This window comes from Dyella terrae, from assembly GCF_022394535.1.
Taxonomy (GTDB): Bacteria; Pseudomonadota; Gammaproteobacteria; order Xanthomonadales; family Rhodanobacteraceae; genus Dyella.
The window spans coordinates 1404320-1421569 of sequence record NZ_CP089414.1; the positions used below are offsets into that span (position 1 = coordinate 1404320).

At 63.7% G+C, this 17250-nt stretch carries 14 protein-coding genes and 1 pseudogene; 8 read left to right on the plus strand and 7 right to left on the minus strand.

The genetic code is table 11. The annotated features are described in order from the left end of the window. Positions 1 to 73 precede the first annotated feature (73 nt). The 4 genes from DYST_RS05785 to DYST_RS05800 all read right to left on the minus strand — a co-directional run bounded on the left by DYST_RS05785 (position 74) and on the right by DYST_RS05800 (position 2493). Positions 74 to 1060, minus strand: coding sequence for a cation diffusion facilitator family transporter (locus DYST_RS05785; RefSeq protein ID WP_102304512.1), 987 nt, complete (start codon positions 1058 to 1060; stop codon positions 74 to 76). A 60-nt stretch (positions 1061 to 1120) separates the two neighbouring features. Continuing rightward, positions 1121 to 1546 (minus strand): MerC domain-containing protein, encoded by a 426-nt coding sequence (locus DYST_RS05790; protein ID WP_102304513.1) that lies wholly within the window; start codon positions 1544 to 1546, stop codon positions 1121 to 1123. Between the two features lie 119 nt (positions 1547 to 1665). After that, a complete protein-coding gene (locus DYST_RS05795; protein ID WP_102304514.1) occupies positions 1666 to 2172 on the minus strand; it encodes a transcriptional repressor in 507 nt (168 codons plus the stop codon). Between the two features lie 48 nt (positions 2173 to 2220). After that, the gene (locus DYST_RS05800; RefSeq protein ID WP_343214858.1) at positions 2221 to 2493 is read right to left on the minus strand and encodes a hypothetical protein; all 273 of its coding nucleotides are present in this window, start codon (positions 2491 to 2493) and stop codon (positions 2221 to 2223) included. Between the two features lie 107 nt (positions 2494 to 2600). Between DYST_RS05800 and DYST_RS05805 the strand changes: the two genes are divergently transcribed. The 6 genes and pseudogenes from DYST_RS05805 (at position 2601) to DYST_RS05825 (ending at position 10715) form a co-directional block, all read left to right on the plus strand. Next, positions 2601 to 3302 carry a response regulator transcription factor gene (locus DYST_RS05805; protein WP_102304516.1) on the plus strand — a complete coding sequence of 234 codons (702 nt, stop codon included), beginning with the start codon at positions 2601 to 2603 and terminating at the stop codon, positions 3300 to 3302. Then, positions 3289 to 4668: a sensor histidine kinase gene (locus tag DYST_RS05810; RefSeq protein WP_239950683.1), complete on the plus strand. Its 1380-nt coding sequence runs from the start codon at positions 3289 to 3291 to the stop codon at positions 4666 to 4668. Before DYST_RS05805 ends, DYST_RS05810 begins: the two co-directional genes overlap by 14 nt. 143 nt (positions 4669 to 4811) lie before the next feature. Continuing rightward, complete coding sequence (locus tag DYST_RS05815) at positions 4812 to 5984, plus strand: efflux RND transporter periplasmic adaptor subunit (RefSeq protein ID WP_239950684.1); 1173 nt, start codon at positions 4812 to 4814, stop codon at positions 5982 to 5984. A gap of 78 nt (positions 5985 to 6062) precedes the next feature. Next, a pseudogene (locus DYST_RS23960) lies at positions 6063 to 7376 on the plus strand (efflux RND transporter permease subunit); the annotation flags it as partial. A gap of 106 nt (positions 7377 to 7482) precedes the next feature. Continuing rightward, complete coding sequence (locus DYST_RS23965) at positions 7483 to 9201, plus strand: efflux RND transporter permease subunit (RefSeq protein WP_275666931.1); 1719 nt, start codon at positions 7483 to 7485, stop codon at positions 9199 to 9201. Then, on the plus strand, positions 9198 to 10715 hold the full coding sequence (locus DYST_RS05825) for an efflux transporter outer membrane subunit (protein ID WP_239950686.1): 1518 nt from the start codon (positions 9198 to 9200) through the stop codon (positions 10713 to 10715). Before DYST_RS23965 ends, DYST_RS05825 begins: the two co-directional genes overlap by 4 nt. Positions 10716 to 11833: 1118 nt before the next feature. Here DYST_RS05825 and gltX read toward each other — a convergent pair. Further along, positions 11834 to 13234, minus strand: a complete 1401-nt coding sequence (gene gltX / locus DYST_RS05830; RefSeq protein ID WP_239950688.1) for a glutamate--tRNA ligase — start codon at positions 13232 to 13234, stop codon at positions 11834 to 11836. Between the two features lie 190 nt (positions 13235 to 13424). Next, the gene (locus DYST_RS05835) at positions 13425 to 13859 is read right to left on the minus strand and encodes a DUF4399 domain-containing protein (protein ID WP_239950690.1); all 435 of its coding nucleotides are present in this window, start codon (positions 13857 to 13859) and stop codon (positions 13425 to 13427) included. A gap of 169 nt (positions 13860 to 14028) precedes the next feature. On the opposite strand from DYST_RS05835, the gene DYST_RS05840 reads away from it, so the two are divergent. Both DYST_RS05840 and DYST_RS05845 read left to right on the plus strand, forming a co-directional pair. Then, positions 14029 to 15189, plus strand: coding sequence for a glycosyltransferase family 4 protein (locus tag DYST_RS05840; RefSeq protein ID WP_239950692.1), 1161 nt, complete (start codon positions 14029 to 14031; stop codon positions 15187 to 15189). Then, complete coding sequence (locus DYST_RS05845) at positions 15158 to 15730, plus strand: phosphatase PAP2 family protein (RefSeq protein WP_239950694.1); 573 nt, start codon at positions 15158 to 15160, stop codon at positions 15728 to 15730. The genes DYST_RS05840 and DYST_RS05845 overlap by 32 nt, the downstream gene beginning before the upstream one ends. 603 nt (positions 15731 to 16333) lie before the next feature. Here DYST_RS05845 and accD read toward each other — a convergent pair. Next, positions 16334 to 17206 carry an acetyl-CoA carboxylase, carboxyltransferase subunit beta gene (gene accD / locus DYST_RS05850; protein ID WP_239950696.1) on the minus strand — a complete coding sequence of 291 codons (873 nt, stop codon included), beginning with the start codon at positions 17204 to 17206 and terminating at the stop codon, positions 16334 to 16336. Between the last annotated feature and the right edge of the window lie 44 nt (positions 17207 to 17250).

Consider the following 17250-nt stretch of genomic DNA (forward strand, 5'->3'; position numbering starts at 1 on the left):
CGACCATCGTATCAGCGACCGCCCAAAGCGCAATAGTTGAGGCCTTTAAGCCCACCTGGCGAATCAGCGTCCCTTAACGACAGGCTGGGCCGGCGCAACCGCGTGTGCCATCGGGACAGCTTTCGGCATCGATCTGTACGGTGACGTGCTGGACGCCAAAGCGTTCCGCCAACACCTGATTGATCGCCTGGATGGCCGGCGCGCTGCTGGCGCCATCGTGCAATTCAGCATGCAGCGTCGCCATGCGCGAACCCGAAGCAAGCTGCCACACATGCAGATGATGCACGTCGCGAATGGATTCGTCCGCGCCGCGCAGCGCCTCCTCGACGTCGCCAGTGTTCACGCCTTCCGGCACGCCCTCCAGCAGGATGTGCGAGGACCGGCGCAGCAGGCGCCATGCACTGTTGAGGATCAGCAGCGACACCAGCACCGAAAGCACCGGGTCGGCCCAGTTCCAGCCCATCCAGCGCACGAGCAGTGCCGCCACCACGGCGGCCACGGAACCGAGCAGATCGCCCAGCACGTGCAACGTCGCACCGGCAAGATTTACGTCGTCGTGCGCGTGTCCGTGCAGCGTGCTCAGCACCAGTACGTTTACCACCAGGCCGATCAACGCAACCACCAGCATCATGCCCGAGAGGATGTGCGTGGGCTCGAACAGGCGGGTGATCGCCTCGTACGCGATGAAAGCGACCAGTACAAACTGCGTGAGCGCGTTGACGAAACCCGCCAGCACCTCCAGCCGTCCGTAACCGTAGCTACGCCGCGCATCCGCAGGGCGGCGGGCGAACCACGCGCCGACCACGGCGAGCAGCAGCGCCAGTGCGTCGATCAGCATGTGGCCGGCATCGGCCACCAGCGCCAACGAGCCGGACCAGAAGCCGCCCACCATCTCCACCACCATCATCAGAGTGGTGAGCACAAAGGCAAAAATCAGCTTCTTTTCCCGACCGGTGACGCCACCATGCGCATGGTCATGACCGTGGGCGTGATCGTGCGCATGACCGTTGGCATGGTCATGGTCGTGATGATTGTGAGTGTGCGCGTGCGTGGAGCTCATGCGTAAATGCTAGAAACCCGGGGCCCCGTTACACAATCACGACGCCATTCGTCGCGACCGTCAGTGAGCGCATTGCGGACCATGCACGTGCATGGCGCGATGCGTGCGCAGATTGACGAAGTGCCCCGCGGCTACCAACAGACCACCGCAAGTGACCATCGCGCTGTGCAAGCCGATCGAATATTTCTCGGCAAACGTCACGCCGACGATCAACAGGACCAGCCCCGGCAGCGCCAGCAATAGCGCCAACGGACGGTGATGGTGGCGATAGCCGCTGATCAGGCTGAACAGCGCGAGCGCGCTGGCAAACATGACAAACCCGCGCTCGAACGCGTGATCGGCCAGAAAGCCGAGCCCGAGTACGGGCAGCAACACGAGCACGAACGGCAGCGCCGCGCAGTGGATGGCGCATAGGAATGACGCCGTCGCGCCAATCCGGTCCGCAAGGGACCACCAGCGCTTCTTGTTCAGTCGGGGAGCTTCCATCGGATCGGGGCCGGAGCGGAGCACATACCGGGCCTTGGAGTGACCCGTTCGGCGCATGTTACATTATAACGTCGCGAACGCAAGCCCGGAGAACGGGACCGTTCAGGCGGGCATCCCGATCAGCTCTTGCGGCAGTTCTTGCAAAGACCGTGCACTTCCAGCGTCTGCGCCTGCGGCCGGAAGCCGAAGGCCTTGGCTTGCGCCTCGATCAGTTCCGCCACGCGCTCGTCACACACTTCCTGGGCGCTGGAACAGTTATCGCAGATGAGGAACGGCACCTGGTGCGCCTCTGCCGGGTGGTGGCAGGACACGAAGGCGTTGATGGATTCGAGCTTGTGGATGAAGCCGTGCTCGAGCAGGAAATCGAGTGCGCGATACACCGTCGGCGGAGCCGCGTTGCCGTGGCGTTCGCGCAGCTGGTCCAACAGGTCATACGCCTTCACCGGCTTGCCGGCGGCAGCCACGAGTTCAAGCACTTCCTTGCGCAGCGGCGTCAACCGCAGCCCACGTTCCTCGCTGGCATGCTCCACCGCACGAACGAAGCTCTCCGCGTCGTCATGATGATGGTGGTGCGTGTGCGGCTTGTCAGCGGCATGACTCAATGGATTCACCTCGTCGTACATCATACACCGCCACCGATGTGAGGCTTGCGACGCATGATCGCAAGCGCCTGCTCAGCGCCGTCCTGGAAGCGGTGGCGGCACGGCCGGCGCCTTGGGGCGCGGCCTCACCAACACGACAATCCAGCCGATAGGCCCGAGCACGGCGGCCCAGACAATGCCCTCCACCGTGCGCCCCTTCCACCAGCCGAGCAGCGCGCCCACGGCGATGAAGACCACGTTCCACCACAGCAGCGCCACCCACGGCACCATGCCCATGAGATTCAGGAAGATATGCAGGAAGGCATCGGGGCTGTCCGGATCCACTCCCTGCGTTGCCTTATCCAACCATTGCTCCACGGCAGGTTCGTCCACTGATTACGATAGGCAGATGATGAAGCGTCGGCGGCACGCCTGCATGCCCCCTCCCAACACGTACCAGAGCACACTGAACCATGCGCTGTCTGCTCATTGAAGACGACATCCCCACGTCGGACCTGATCCGCGAGGGCCTGGCCGGGGCTGGACACCAGGTGGAGGCCTGCCACGACGGCGCCGCCGGGCTGGACCGCGTCAGCAACGAGCGATGGGATCTAGTGCTGCTGGACCGCATGCTGCCCGGCGGCGTGGACGGCCTGGATATCCTCAGCACCATGCGCCTGCGCGACGACCACACGCCCGTGCTGGTGCTCAGCGCGCTCAGCAGCCTTGACGAGCGCGTGCGTGGCCTGCGCAGCGGTGGCGACGACTACCTGACCAAGCCATTCGCCCTGGACGAAATGCTGGCCCGCGTGGAAGCCCTCGCGCGCCGTGCGGGCCAGCGGCCGGAACCGGATGTGTTCAGCGTGGGTGATCTGACCCTGGAGCCGCGCACGCGACGTGTGTTTCGCAACGGCCGCCCCGTGCTGCTGCAGCCGCGTGAATACCAGTTACTCGAATACCTGGTGCGCCACCAAGGTGAGGTGGTGACGCGCAAGATGCTGCTCGCCGCGGTGTGGGGCTTCCACTTCGATCCGGAAACCAACGTGATCGACGTGCAGATGAGCCGCCTGCGCAACAAGATCGACGAAGACGGAGCGCCGCCGCTGATCCGCACCGTGCGCGGCGTCGGCTTCACTATCGGCACCGACGGCGACGACCTGCATGTCGCTGAGTGACTTCCGCCATTCCGTGGTGTTTCGCATGGCGGCGGGCTATGGCGTGCTGCTGTTGGTTTCGGTCGTGCTCATTGCCGCCGTTTTCTATGTTGGCACCGCAGGGCTGTTACGCAGCAACATCGACGAACAATTGCGTAGCCGCACCCGTCACCTAGTGCAGGAAGAGCAGCAGCGCGGCATGGATGCCATGGCCAGCGATATCCACGACCTACTCACCGACAACCAGGACACCGACACCGAGATCTACCTGCTGCTGGACCCGCACGGAAAGACGATCATCGGCAACCTTACGGCGTGGCCCAACGCTGCGGTCGTCACCGACGGCATGCACCAACTTGAAGTGGATCGACTGGACCACCATTCGCCCAGCCGCCTGCTGACCCACCGCTTTGCCGACGGCAGCACCCTGCTGGTGGGCCGCGACATGCAGGACGTGCGCACGCTGGAGCACCGGATCGTGGTGGCCTTCGGCATCGGCGGCCTGTTGGCGCTGCTGCTCGCCGGTGGCGGCGCCATGCTGTTCCGCTCGCAGTTGCAGCGGCAGCTCAAGGCCATCCACCGCACCACCACCGAAATCGCCGCCGGCCGCCTGGACCGTCGCGTCGTCGTCGGGCGCTCGCGCGACGAATTCGCCATCGTGGCCCGCGACATCAACGACATGCTCGACGAAATCGAGCGCTTGATGGACAACACGCGCCAGGTTTCCAACGCCATCGCGCACGACCTGCGCACGCCACTCGGGCGGATACGCGCCGCGCTGGAGCAGGCGCTGCGCTCGCCGCAACGGGAAACCCGCCTGCCCCACGACGCGCAGTACGCCATCGACGAGGTGGATAGCCTGATCACGGTGCTGGACAAGATGCTGCAGATCGCCGAGGCCGAATCGGGCGTGCGACGCGGCAGCTTCGAAGCGCTGCCGCTGGCTGGCCTGTTGGACGATATCGTCGAGCTGTACCAACCGGCCGCCGAACTGCGTTCGATCACTCTGCAATCCATCGTGGAAGGCAATCCCTATGTGATGGCTGATCGCCATCTGCTGGCTGGCGTGCTGGCCAACCTGCTGGACAACGCCTTCAAGTACGCAGGCGAAGGTGCCCGCGTCACCATGAAGGCCGTATCCAACGGCGAGTGGGTCTGCATTAGCGTGCAAGACGACGGCCCTGGCATACCGGAACCGGCACTATCCCGCGCCACTGAACGCTTCTTCCGGGTGGACAGCAGCCGTCACCAACGCGGCAACGGGCTGGGCCTGAGCATCGTGGCGGCGGTGGTCGCACTGCACCGTGGCCGGCTCACGCTGGAAAACACCTCGCCGGGCCTGCGAGTAGGCATCGAACTGCCCGCCGCCAACCTTTCCAAACCGTAACTGTTGCTGGGCACCTGCCTGCCTTAGGGTGGCGGGGCTTTCCCTGCCCGCCGGCCAGCTCTTAAGCCTCGGGACCATGGAATGTCACCGCGCGGCATCCCACCGCGGCTCCCTCTGTTCCCGTGCGACAAGCCGTAGGTTTCATGAAGAAGCATCAAGGACGACTGATCGCCGGTGGCTGCCTCCTGGTGGCTATCCTGCTGGCCGTGTTCCTGCGTTCCCCCTCCAGCTCGGCGGACACCAACGCACCGGCTGCTCCGAAAGATCCCCAGAACGTCACCATCAACGAGCAGCAGGCCCATCAGGTGCGTGTTGCGCAGATCGTCATGCGCGACTTCACGCCGGGTGTCGACGCTGTGGGTTACGTCGACTTCAACCAGGACCATCTGGCGCAGGTCAACTCGCCCTACGCGGGGCGCGTGCGTGAGGTGTTCACCAAGGCCGGCGACGCGGTAAAGCGGGGCCAGTCGTTGTTCTCCGTGGACAGCCCGGATCTGGCGCAGGCCGAAGCCACGTTGGTTGGCGCCGCCGCTTCGCGTGTGCAAACCACCGCGGCGCTTGAGCGCGCCAAGGGCATGGCGCAGGCGCAGGCCAATGCACCGCGCGATGTCGAACAGGCGGTATCGGACCAGCAGACCGCCGAGGGTAATTACCAGGCGGCACGACGCGCACTGCACATCTTTGGCAAGAGCGACGCGGATATCGACCGCATTGCCGCCACGCGACGCGTGGACGGCGAGCTGCGCATCGACAGCCCGATCGACGGCCACGTCAGCGCACGCACGATCGCTGCTGGCGATCTGGTGCAGCCGGGCAACAGCCCCGCACCCTTCACCATTTCCGACGACGACAGCCTGTGGCTGGTCGCCAACGTGAGCGAGGACGACGCCACCCAGGTACATGTGGGTGATGTGTTAAGCGCGACCTTGCCCGCGCTGTCGCAACAGGCCATCAAGGCTACCGTGGACTATGTGGGCAACAGTTCTGATGCCGCCACGCATCGAGTGACGCTGCGCTCGATACTGCACACGCCACCTCAGGGCCTGCGTCCGCAAATGCTGGCGAACTACCGCATCTTTACCGCGCCTCCCGCGCGTCACGAAGCCGTGCCCGCCGATGCCGTGGTGCGCGAAGGCACCGGCGCCATGGTGGTGTTCACCACGACCGACGGGTTGCGCTTCACCCGTTGCCCCGTGCAGTTGGGGCCACCGCAGGACGGCTACTACCCCGTGCTATCCGGCCTGCCCGCCGGCCAACGCATCGCAACCGAAGGCGCGCTGTTCCTCAGCAACGCGCTGGCACTGCAATCGCAGTAAGCACCGCAAATCTCATAAGGACCGAATGTGTTTCGTGGTCTTGTCGCTTTCGCGCTGACCCGCCGCGCCATCGTGCTGATGGCGCTGGCGGCGTTCACTATCGCCGGGCTGGTGGCATACGCCAAGCTCAATATCGAGGCTTATCCCAACCCCGCGCCGGTGATCCTGGAAATCACTGCGCAGGCACCTGGGCTTTCCGCCGAGGAAATGGAGCGCACCTATACGCGTCCGATGGAAGTGGGGCTGGCGACCACGCCGGGCGTGGAAAGCATCCGCTCCACCTCGTTCTACGGTCTGTCGTTTGTGCGCGTCACCTTCAAATACGGCACTGACTACTATTTCGACTACACGCAGGCTGCGCTGTCCTTGCAGCAGAACGTAACCCTGCCCAACAACGTGCAGCCACAAATCCAGGCATCCAGCCTGGTCGGTGAGGTCTTCCGCTACCAGTTGGTTGGCCCGCCGTCGACGAGCCTTACCGAATTGCGCACCCTGCAGGACTGGGTGGTCACGCGCCGCCTGTTGTCAGTGCCCGGCATCGCGCAAGTGGTGACCTGGGGCGGCACTACCAAGGAGTACGACGTTGAGGCCGACCTGCACAAGCTGCAGGGTTACGGCATCACCCTGCCCCAGCTCATCACCGCCATCGGCAACGCCAACAGCAACGTCGGCGGGCGCACCATCAACATCGGCCAGCAGTCGGTGAACATTCGCGGCGTGGGCTTGGTCAAGGACGTCGGCGACATCGGCAACATCGTGCTCAACCAGTCCAACGGCACGCCAGTGCTAGTGAAGGACGTGGCCAAGGTCGAGGTGGGCGCCGTGCCGCGCTTGGGTCGTGCCGGGCGCGACAAGCAGGACGACGTAGTTACCGGCATTGTGGTGATGAACCGCACGCTGCAGACCAATGAAGTGGTGGCACGCGTCAAGGAAGAGGTCGCAAAGCTCAACAGCGACGGCACGCTGCCGGCAGGCGTAAAGCTGGTGCCCTTCTACGATCGCTCCACGCTGGTTTCGGTGACCACCCACACCGTGCTGCACAACCTGATCTTCGGCTGCCTGCTGGTGTTCCTGATCCAATGGATCTTCCTAGGCGACCTGCGCAGCGCCATCATCGTCAGCGCCAATATCCCGGTGGCGCTGTTCTTCAGCATCATCATCCTCGTGCTGATGGGCGACTCGGCCAACCTGTTGTCACTGGGTGCGGTGGACTTCGGCATCATCGTCGACTCGGCGGTGATCCTGATCGAAAACATCTTCCGCAACTTCCAGAAGAGCCGCGAAGAACAACACGAGATATTGCACGAAGCCGCGCAGAGCGACCTGGGCACCTATATGCGCGGCGGCGCCACCCACGGCTGGACCGATCGCCTGCGCTTGCTTTTCATCAGCGCCATGCAGGTAGATCGCGCGGTGCTGTTCTCCTCCGCCATCACGGTGGCGGCCTTTATCCCCCCTGTTCACCATGCAGGGTGTGGAAGGCCAGATCTTCAACCCGATGGCGCGCACCTATGCCTATGCATTGACTGGCGCACTGATCGCCACCTTCACCATCTCGCCCGTGCTGGCCTCGCTGCTGCTGCCCAAGCACGTGAAGGAAACCGAGACATTGTTCGTGCGGGCTATCCGCCGCGTCTATACACCGGTGCTGCGCTGGGCACTGGAACGCCGCCGCACCACCGTGGGCCTGGGCGTGGGTTTTCTGCTGCTCGCCGCCCTGCTGTTGACGCGCGTGGGCACCGAGTTCCTGCCGGCGCTGGAGGAAGGCAACCTGTGGATACGCGCCTCCATGCCGCCCACCATTTCGCTGGAGGCCGGCCAGGACAAGGTGAACGAGCTGCGCCGCATCCTGCTCACCCATCCCGAAGTGGTAACGGTGGTGTCGCAGCATGGCCGCCCCGACGACGGTAGTGACGCCTCCGGCTTCTACAACGTGGAGCTGTTCGTCCCACTCAAGGCGCAGGACGATTGGCCCAGCGGCCACACCAAGGAAAAGCTGGTGGCCGACCTGCAACACGAATTCGAGAACGCGCTGCCCGGCGTCGAGTTCAACTTCTCGCAGTACATCCAGGACAACATCGAGGAAGGACTATCCGGCGTGAAGGGCGCCAACTCGGTGAAGATCGTCGGACCCGAATTACCCGAACTGGAACGCCTTGCCGACCAAGTCATGCACCAGATGCAACAGGTGCGCGGCATACAAGACCTTGGCGTGTTCCACGTATTGGGCCAGCCCAACCTCAACATCACCATCGACCGGGCCAAAGCTGCGCGCTACGGGCTCAACACGGGCGATATCAACGCCGTTGTGCAAGCGGCGGCCGGAGGCACGTCGGCCAGTACCGTGCTGGAAGGTGATCGCCAGTTCGACCTGGTCGTACGCCTTGCCCCAAAGTACCGGCGCAGCATCGAGGACATCGGCAACATCCAGGTGGGCTACAACCTGCCCAACGGTGGCACCGGCTACGTACCACTGCGCGATGTCGCCAAGATCAGCCTCGACACCGGCGCCTCGTACATCTATCACGAACGCAACGAGCGTTTCGTGCCGGTGAAATTCAGCGTCCGTGGTCGCGACCTGGGCGGCACGGTGGCGGATGCCCAACAGCGCATCTCCGAACACGTGCCGCTGCCGCCGGGCTACCATTTGGTGTGGGCGGGCGAGTTCAATGATCTGCAGCAGGCCAAGCAACGTCTGGCCGTGGTGTTGCCGATTGCCATGGGCTTGATCCTCGCCCTGCTGTTCGCCCTGTTCAACTCGTTCCGCGACAGCCTGCTCACACTGGCGGCCATTCCTTTCTCCATCGCCGGCGGCATCATCTCGCTGTATTTCTCGGGATTGGATTTCAGCATCTCCGCCGCCATCGGCTTCGTGTCGCTATTCGGCGTGTCAGTGATGAACGGCATCCTCGTCATCACCTACTTCAATCACCTGCTATTCACTGGTTTGTCTCCGGTGGAAGCGATGGCGCAGGCCGCAGAGCAACGCATGCGCCCCATGCTGATGACCGCCTTGTCAGCCTGTATCGGCCTGCTGCCAGCGGCGCTATCCACTGGCATTGGTAGCCAGGTGCAGCGTCCGCTCGCCACCGTAGTGGTCGGCGGCATGCTGATCGGTCCTGTCATGCTGCTGGTCGTGGCGCCCGCGCTGCAGGTACTGGTGGTGGAGTGGTCGCATAAACGACGGAAGCGCCGACACGCAGGAGGCACGCCATGATCCGCGCCGGAAACACATCGCGCTGGTATGTGCTCGCTGCTGCATTGACCGCTTGTGCCGGCTGCGCCGTCGGTCCCGACTACCAGCGCCCCACTACGCCGACGCCAACGCAGATCACACGACAGCCGCTCGCATCTACGGCGGGCAGCGCAAGCGGTGTATCCCAGCAGTGGTCCTCCAACGAGGCCATTGCGAAAACCTGGTGGGAGGTCTTCGGGTCGGATGCACTCAATCGCCGCGTCCAACGCGCGCTTGCGCACAACCCTGATCTCGACGCCGCCACCGCCGCGCTGAAGCAGGCGCAGGAGAACGTAGCGGCACAGCGCGCCACGTTCTTTCCCTCCGCGCAGCTCAATTACTCGCCATCCCGTCAGCGCGATGCCGTGGGCACACTCGCGCCGACGCTCACGTCGAACGCGACCTACTACACGCTGCATACAGCCCAGCTCAACATCAGCTACGCGCCCGACGTATTCGGACTCAACCGACGTACCGTGGAATCGCTGCAGGCGCAGGCCGACAACCAGCGCTACCAACTGGAAGCAGCTCGCCTGACCCTGGCTGCCAACGTGGTGAATGCGGCCATCCAGGAAGCCTCGCTGCGTTCGCAGATCGAAGCCACACAGGCCGTCATCGACGCGCAGACGAAAGCGCTGACGATCCTGCATGCCCAGGCGAAGTTAGGTTATGCCTCCGGGCTCGACGTGGCTGCTCAGGAAAGCGCGCTTGCGCAGGCTCGCCAATCGCTGCCGCCACTCGAAAAACAGTTGGAACAGAACAGGGACCTGCTTGCCGTGTTGTGCGGCGACACGCCCGACCAGGCCGGCGCACCCGAGTTCGACCTCGAACACCTCACCTTGCCGGTATCACTACCGCAGGCTGTGCCCTCGCAACTCATCACACAGCGCCCCGACGTGCGCGCCGCCGAGGAAAGCGTGCACGACGCCAGCGCCCAGGTTGGCGTAGCTCTGGCCAACCGCCTGCCGCAGTTCACACTGTCGGGTGCCTACGGCGGCAGCTCCACCTCGTTCACCCACATGTTCACCGACAACAACGTGTTCTGGACGCTGGCCGGCAGCGTCAGCCAGACCGTATTCGACTTCGGCGCGCTCAAGCACAAGCAGCGCTCCGCGGAAGCCGCCCTGCAACAGTCCGCCGCCCAGTATCGCGGCGTGGTGCTTGGTGCGTTCCAGAATGTTGCCGATACGTTGTATGCCATTGACAGCGACGCACGTGCTCTCGCCGCTGCCGATGATGCGGAGAAGGCTGCTTCGCGTACGCTGACGCTTACGCAGAAACAGCAGCAGCTTGGCTACGTGAACGTGCTGACGCTGATTAATGCGCAGCAGGCGTTTCAGCAGGCGCGCATTTCAAGGGTGCAGGCGCAGGCGGCGCGGCTCAGTGATACGGCGGCGTTGATTCAGGCGTTGGGGGGGGGTGGCAGGGTTCGGTGGTGTCGAACTGAGCGTTTTGCGCTTCGGCGGGGCGCCGCTCCTGATTTTTCATCGGCTTGAATGCATGTGCGGAACGCCTCAGTACCGCTCCCTCTCCCCTGCGGGGAGAGGGTTGGGGTGAGGGGTGGGTGCTCGCCACACTGTTTCGATGAAACCGTCATCCCTGCGAAGGCAGGGATCCAGGTTCGTCAGTGGTCGGCTGTCGCCTCGTGCGTTACCGCGACCTGGCCGCTTACGCAGCGGGCGTTTCGATCGTCTGCCAACGACGCGAAGCTAGTCCCGTGGGACGCTCGAGTCACTTTTCTTTGTTGGCCCAAAGAAAAGTAACCCGAAGAAATGGCCTGACAAGCCAACGCCCGCAGCATTCCATGGGGATAAGCCCGAACGGGTGAGGCGGTTTGTTGCTTGGCCACCTTTGCCGCTACACAGCGCATACGTCGGAGCGTTTCGCAACTCGCCGATGCGGAGAGGACTGAAAGCAGGCTTCGCTACGCTTCCCGACCGCTGAGGCTAGGGAAAGTGGACGCTACGCTTTCCTATCGTCGAGGCTGGGTAAAGGGAGCGCTACGCTTTCCTACCACTGGAGCAAGGTAAAGAGGTCGCTACGCTTCCCGACCGTTGTGGAGAACTCGCCACGAAACGGCTTTGCTTTTCCCTTCTGCCTCGACTTTGTGCCCTGGAGCAGGAGCAACGCGACCTGCCGCGATGCGATGTGCAGCTCCGCTGCACGAGCCGTCGGCTTTCGCTTTTGACCTTCGGGCCCCCTGTGCGGCGGTGAGGGGTGGACGATCAGGCCCGCAGGGGGGATCGGCATGGATGCCGATCCCTTTTCGCCAGGGCAGGATGCCCTGTCGAAAAGCCCGGCCGCCCCTCACGAACTGGCCGGCTTCACCGGCCAGCGCCAAGTGGGGGTGCCCTTTCTTTGGGTTACTTTTCTTGGGCAAGCAAAGAAAAGTGACTCGGCCTCCGGCAGGAGGTCGAAAGCCCGCCGCAGGCGAGCCAGATCGCGACTACGCGACAACCGAAAGCAAGGTCACTGGACCCCTGCCTGCGCAGGGGTGACGGCGCTTTTGAAGCGGCAAGGCAAGAGTGACCCCTCACCCCAACCCTCTCCCCGAAAGGGAGAGGGAGAAAAGCATGGCCCGGCGAAATACCCCGAAACCTCAAACCAAAGCGCGTCAACCCTTCGCCCGCGCCACCGCATCATCAATACGCTTAAGCGCCACCTCGCGCCCGGCCAGATAAATCGTGTGATCAATCGACGGCGACACCTGCGTCCCCGTCATCGCCACACGCAACGGCTGAGCAATCTTGCCCATGCCCAATTCCAGCTTGGCCGCGACCTGCTCGATCACGCCATGGATCGGCTCCGGCTTCCACTCAACGTCGACCAATAGCCCCTTCGCCGCTTCGAGCACGGCGACAGCGCTGTCGTTCTGAAGATGCTTGGTCACAGCCTTCTCATCCCACTCGACGATCGGGCCGTACCAGATCTTCGCGCGCTCGGCCATTTCCTTCAGCGTCTGCACGCGATCGCGCAACGCCACGATGACGTCGGCTGGGTTGGGGCCCTTGCTGAAGTCGATGCCTGCCTGCGTGAGGTGCCATTCGAATTCCGGCGCGATAGACGCAGGATCTTCGGTCTTCAGGTAGTGCTGGTTGAGCCACGAGAGTTTGGTGACGTCAAAGCGCGAGGCGGCTTTGTTGACGTCGGCCACGTCGAACAGGCGGACCATCTCCTCTTCGGAGAAGATTTCCTGGTCACCATGCGACCAGCCCAAACGCACGAGGTAGTTGAGTAGCGCGTGCGGCAGGAAGCCGTCATCGCGGTACTGCATCACGCTTACCGCGCCGTGGCGCTTGCTGAGCTTTTGGCCGTCGGGGCCGAGGATCATCGGCAGATGCGCGAACTCCGGCACGGGCATGCCGAGTGCCTTGTAGATGTTGATCTGGCGTGGCGTATTGTTCACATGGTCGTCGCCGCGGATCACTTCGGTGATGCCCATGTCGATGTCGTCGACCACCACGGCGAAGTTGTAGGTCGGCCAGCCGTCGGAACGGAAGATCACCAGGTCGTCGAGCTCGGCGTTGGCCCACTCGATGCGGCCTTTCACCTTGTCCTCGAACACTACCGAGCCTTCCTGCGGGTTCTTGAAGCGCATGACGCGGTTCGGATCGTCGCGGTAGGGCTCGTTGCGGTCGCGGTAGTAGCCGTTGTAACGAGGCTTCTCACCCTTGGCATAGGCGGCCTCGCGCATGGCTTCGATCTCGTCCTTCGACTCGTACGCGTAGTACGCCAGGCCTGCCTTGAGCAGCTCGTCGGCCACCTGCTTGTAGCGCTCCAGGCGCGCGGTCTGGTAGATCGGGCCTTCGTCGTGGCGCAGACCCAGCCAGCTCATGCCGTCGAGGATGGCCTGTACGGCCTCTTCGGTGGAGCGCTCGCGGTCGGTGTCCTCGATGCGCAGCACGAATTCACCACCGCGACGACGCGCCTCCAGCCAGCAATACAACGCCGTACGGGCGCCGCCGATATGCAGGAAACCGGTGGGACTGGGGGCGAAACGGGTGCGGACGGTCATGGTCTGCCTGGACTGGAGCGAAAGAAGACCGGAATTTTAGCCGATACGGCGCAAAGAACCGACCGAAGGCCGCGACGTGCACCCGACCCGCCCGCACCAGGGTCAGCGTGAGGCACGGAAGGCGCTCCCGTGCCAACCCGCCGGACGTATGGCGCCCGGCGGTGTGCCAAGTGCGGGAAGCCCTGCTGCCTTACTTCACCGTGATGGTGATCGGCTTGGAGACGATGGCGGGGTCGAACGGAATATGGTTCTCATCCGCCAGTTCAAGCTGCAGGGTGTGCTTGCCCGGCGCCAGTTTCAGAGTGGTTTCGGTCTGGCCGTTGCCGAAGTGCAGGTGCTGCTCGTCCTTGGGGATCGGCTGTCCGGCGGCAGGCAGGTCCTTTACGTCCACCAGCAGGTGATGGTGACCCGTGCCTTCCTTCTTCACTCCGGCCGGGGCCACGCCCATGCCCTTGAGGCCAAACTGCACGGTGACTTCCGGGCCGACGACGGCGCCGTCCTTGGGCGAAATGATGTAAACCTCGGCACCCGCCGTCGCCTTGGTCACCGGAGGCCCCGGCGCATCGGCGGCAACAACCGCGCCAGCCAGGCCGGCGAGCGCAACTGCAAGCAAAAAGCGTTTCATCGACATGTCTCCACGGTGACAAGTCCCCGGAGTGTACCCGTGAAACCGCATGGCACGCGTCATGGTGCGCCATGACCTGTTACCGCCGTCACGCTGGCGTCATACACACGCCACGCCCCGGCAACGCCCAGAGAGGAATCTGCACAGGGCCAGCCAACGGTATGTTCAAGTGCGCATCGGCATCGTCAGCGAAACCTATCCACCCGAAATCAACGGCGTGGCACTGACCGTGCACAGCCTCGCCGCCGGCCTCGCATCGCAGGGGCACACGGTCGACCTGATCCGTCCCCGCCAGCAACAGCCCTTCAAAGACGAGCCCGGCATCGCCACCCTCGAAGTACGCGGTGCGTCGCTGCCCCGCTACCCAGGCCTTCGTTTCGGATTGCCCGCCGGCGGCACGCTACGCGAACGCTGGACTCGGCTGCGCCCCGACGCGATCTACGTCGCGACGGAAGGCCCACTCGGCTGGTCTGCCGTACGCGCAGCCAAGCGCTTGGGCATCCCGACCGCTACCGGCTTCCACACCCGCTTCGACGCTTACGCCGATCATTATGGCGTGGGCTTTCTCACGCCGGTCGTGCGCAACTATCTGCGCAACTTCCATCGCCGTGCGAAAGCCACGCTGGTGCCGACCGACGCTTTGGCAAGCGAGCTGACCGCACTGGGCGTAGATACCGCCCGGCTGCTCCGCCGCGCTGTCGACACGCGACTGTTCCATCCCAGCCATCGCAATACCGAGTTGCGCGCGGCGTGGGAGGTCGACGGCAACACACCGGTGGTCCTTTACGTGGGCCGTATTGCGGCGGAAAAAAATCTCGCCCTTGCCGTGCGTGCATTCCGCGCGATCCAGCAAGAAGTGCCCAAGGCACGTTATGTGTGGGTCGGCGATGGCCCGGCACGCGCAGCGCTACAGGAAGCCAATCCCGATTTCATCTTTGCCGGCATGCAGCGCGGCGAGAATCTGGCCCAGCACTATGCCAGCGCCGATCTGTTCCCTTTCCCCAGCCTCAGCGAAACGTTCGGCAACGTGATCCTCGAAGCGCTGGCTTCTGGCCTGCCGGTGGTCGCCTATGAAGAAGGCGCAGCGCGCGAGCACCTGCACACGGGCCGCAACGGCTACCGCATCGACGTCGGCAACGAGAAGGGTTTCATCGAGTCCGCCGTAATGCTCGCTTCCAACGCCAGCCTGATCCGTCACATGGGGCGCGCCGCACACGCGGGCATTGCCCACCTTTCACCCGACGCTGTCATCAACGAGTTCGAAAACCTGCTGTGTGAATTGGCCAAGGAGAACGCGCATGAGCACCATGCCTCCGCTGCACACGCCTGAGTTACCCGCCGGCCCTCGTTTCGCCATTGACCGTCGCATGTGTGTCGCCGCCAATCGCTGGGGCACACGCCGCGCCGTTGGCGTCTTCTTCGGTGTCATCAGCCGATTGGGCGACGGCGTCTTCTGGTATTCGCTGATGGCGGTCCTCGCCCTGGTCGATGGACGTCGTGGTTTGCTGGCCGCCGCGCAGATGGCGATCACTGGACTGACCGCCCTACTGCTGTATCGCCTGCTCAAGCGCTGGACGCGACGCCCGCGTCCGTTCCGTGCCTGCCCTGGCGTGATCGCCCACGTGCCGCCGCTGGATGAATTTAGCTTTCCCTCCGGCCACACGCTGCAGGCAGTGAGCTTCACCGTCGTGGCGCTTGCGTGGTATCCATTGCTGGCGCCGCTGCTGCTGACCTTCACCGCGCTGGTGGGTGCGTCGCGCGTGATTCTTGGGCTGCATTATCCGAGCGACGTGATCGCCGCTACCGCCATCGGCAGCGCGCTGGGTGCGCTGTCGCTGTGGCTGCTACCGCTCCACTCGCTGCTGGCCTGAGCGGGCACAACGCAACATCACGATGTACGCGGCGCTGCGCATTTGCGCACCAATGCGTCGTCATCGCTTTGCTATCAGCAAGATAGGTCACCTATCCACAGGCTTTTCCTGCACGCATCCACATCCGCTGTGGAAAACGCTACGCGCCCGTAACGCACCATGCTGCTCAGTTCTTGACCACGGTGTCGCGAACACCTTATGCAGCAAGTAGTTGCCATGCTTTTCCACAGCTTTGCTCTACCGACATCCACAATCGCTGTGGAAAACACTCGCCCGGTGCTTAAAAAGTAGTCACAGTGTGGCAAGTGGTTGTTGATAAAGGCGCTCGATGCGGTTTTCCACAGGCTTATGCCGATGGAGTCCACATGTGCTGTGGAAAACATGATGGGCCCTCCCATCGACGGTAGCGCACTTGCGCGCGGCACGGCTTCAGCGCTTGCTGCCTATTTGCGCATCAACACGTCACGACTTCTTTGATGTCAGTGACATAGCCCACCTATCCACAAGCTTCTCCCACGTACATCCACACTCGCTGTGGAAAACCCGCACATAAAAAAACAGCGCCCGAAGGCGCTGTTTTCTGCACACGAAAGTTGCCGCCGATTACGCCACGCGCGGCGCCTTCATCAAGATGCCGAGCAGATCCGCCAGCTTGTCACGCATCTCGCGACGGTCGACGATCATGTCCACGGCGCCGTGCTCAAGCAGGAATTCCGAGCGCTGGAAGCCTTCGGGAAGTGTTTCGCGCACGGTCTGCGCAATCACGCGCGGGCCGGCGAAACCGATCAGCGCCTTCGGCTCGGCAACATTGATGTCGCCCAGCATGCCCAGGCTCGCCGTCACGCCACCCGTCGTCGGGTCCGTGAGCACGCTGATGTACGGCACGCCGGCATCACGCAGACGCGCCAGTGCCGCCGAGGTCTTGGCCATCTGCATCAACGAGAACAGCGATTCCTGCATGCGCGCACCGCCAGAGGCTGAGAAGCACACCAGCGCGCTGCGGTCGGCCAATGCACGCTCGGCGGCGCGGGTGAACTTTTCGCCCACCACCGAGCCCATCGAGCCGGCCATAAACGAGAACTCGAAGGCCACCGCCATCAGCGGATGACCCTTGAGGCGACCGCTCATTGCCAACAGCGCGTCCTTTTCGCCGGTGGATTTCTGCGCCGCTATGACGCGGTCGCGGTACTTCTTGGAATCGCGGAACTTGAGCGGGTCGATCGGCTCCATGCCGGCCCACAGCTCCTGCGTCGAACCCGAGTCCAGCAGTGCGTCCAGACGCGCACGCGCATCGATGGCGTGGTGATGTCCGCACTTGGGGCAGACCATCAGGTTGCGCTCCAGCTCCGGACGGTAGAGCACCGTGCCGCAGCCGTTGCACTTCTCCCACACGCCTTCCGGCACCTTGCCCTTGCCGGCGGTGCCGGCGGCTTCCGTGCGGGCACGGGGAGTCATGATTTTCTGGAGCCAGTTCATCGCAACACCTCAAACGTTCATGACGCGACGCCGCGTCATGAACG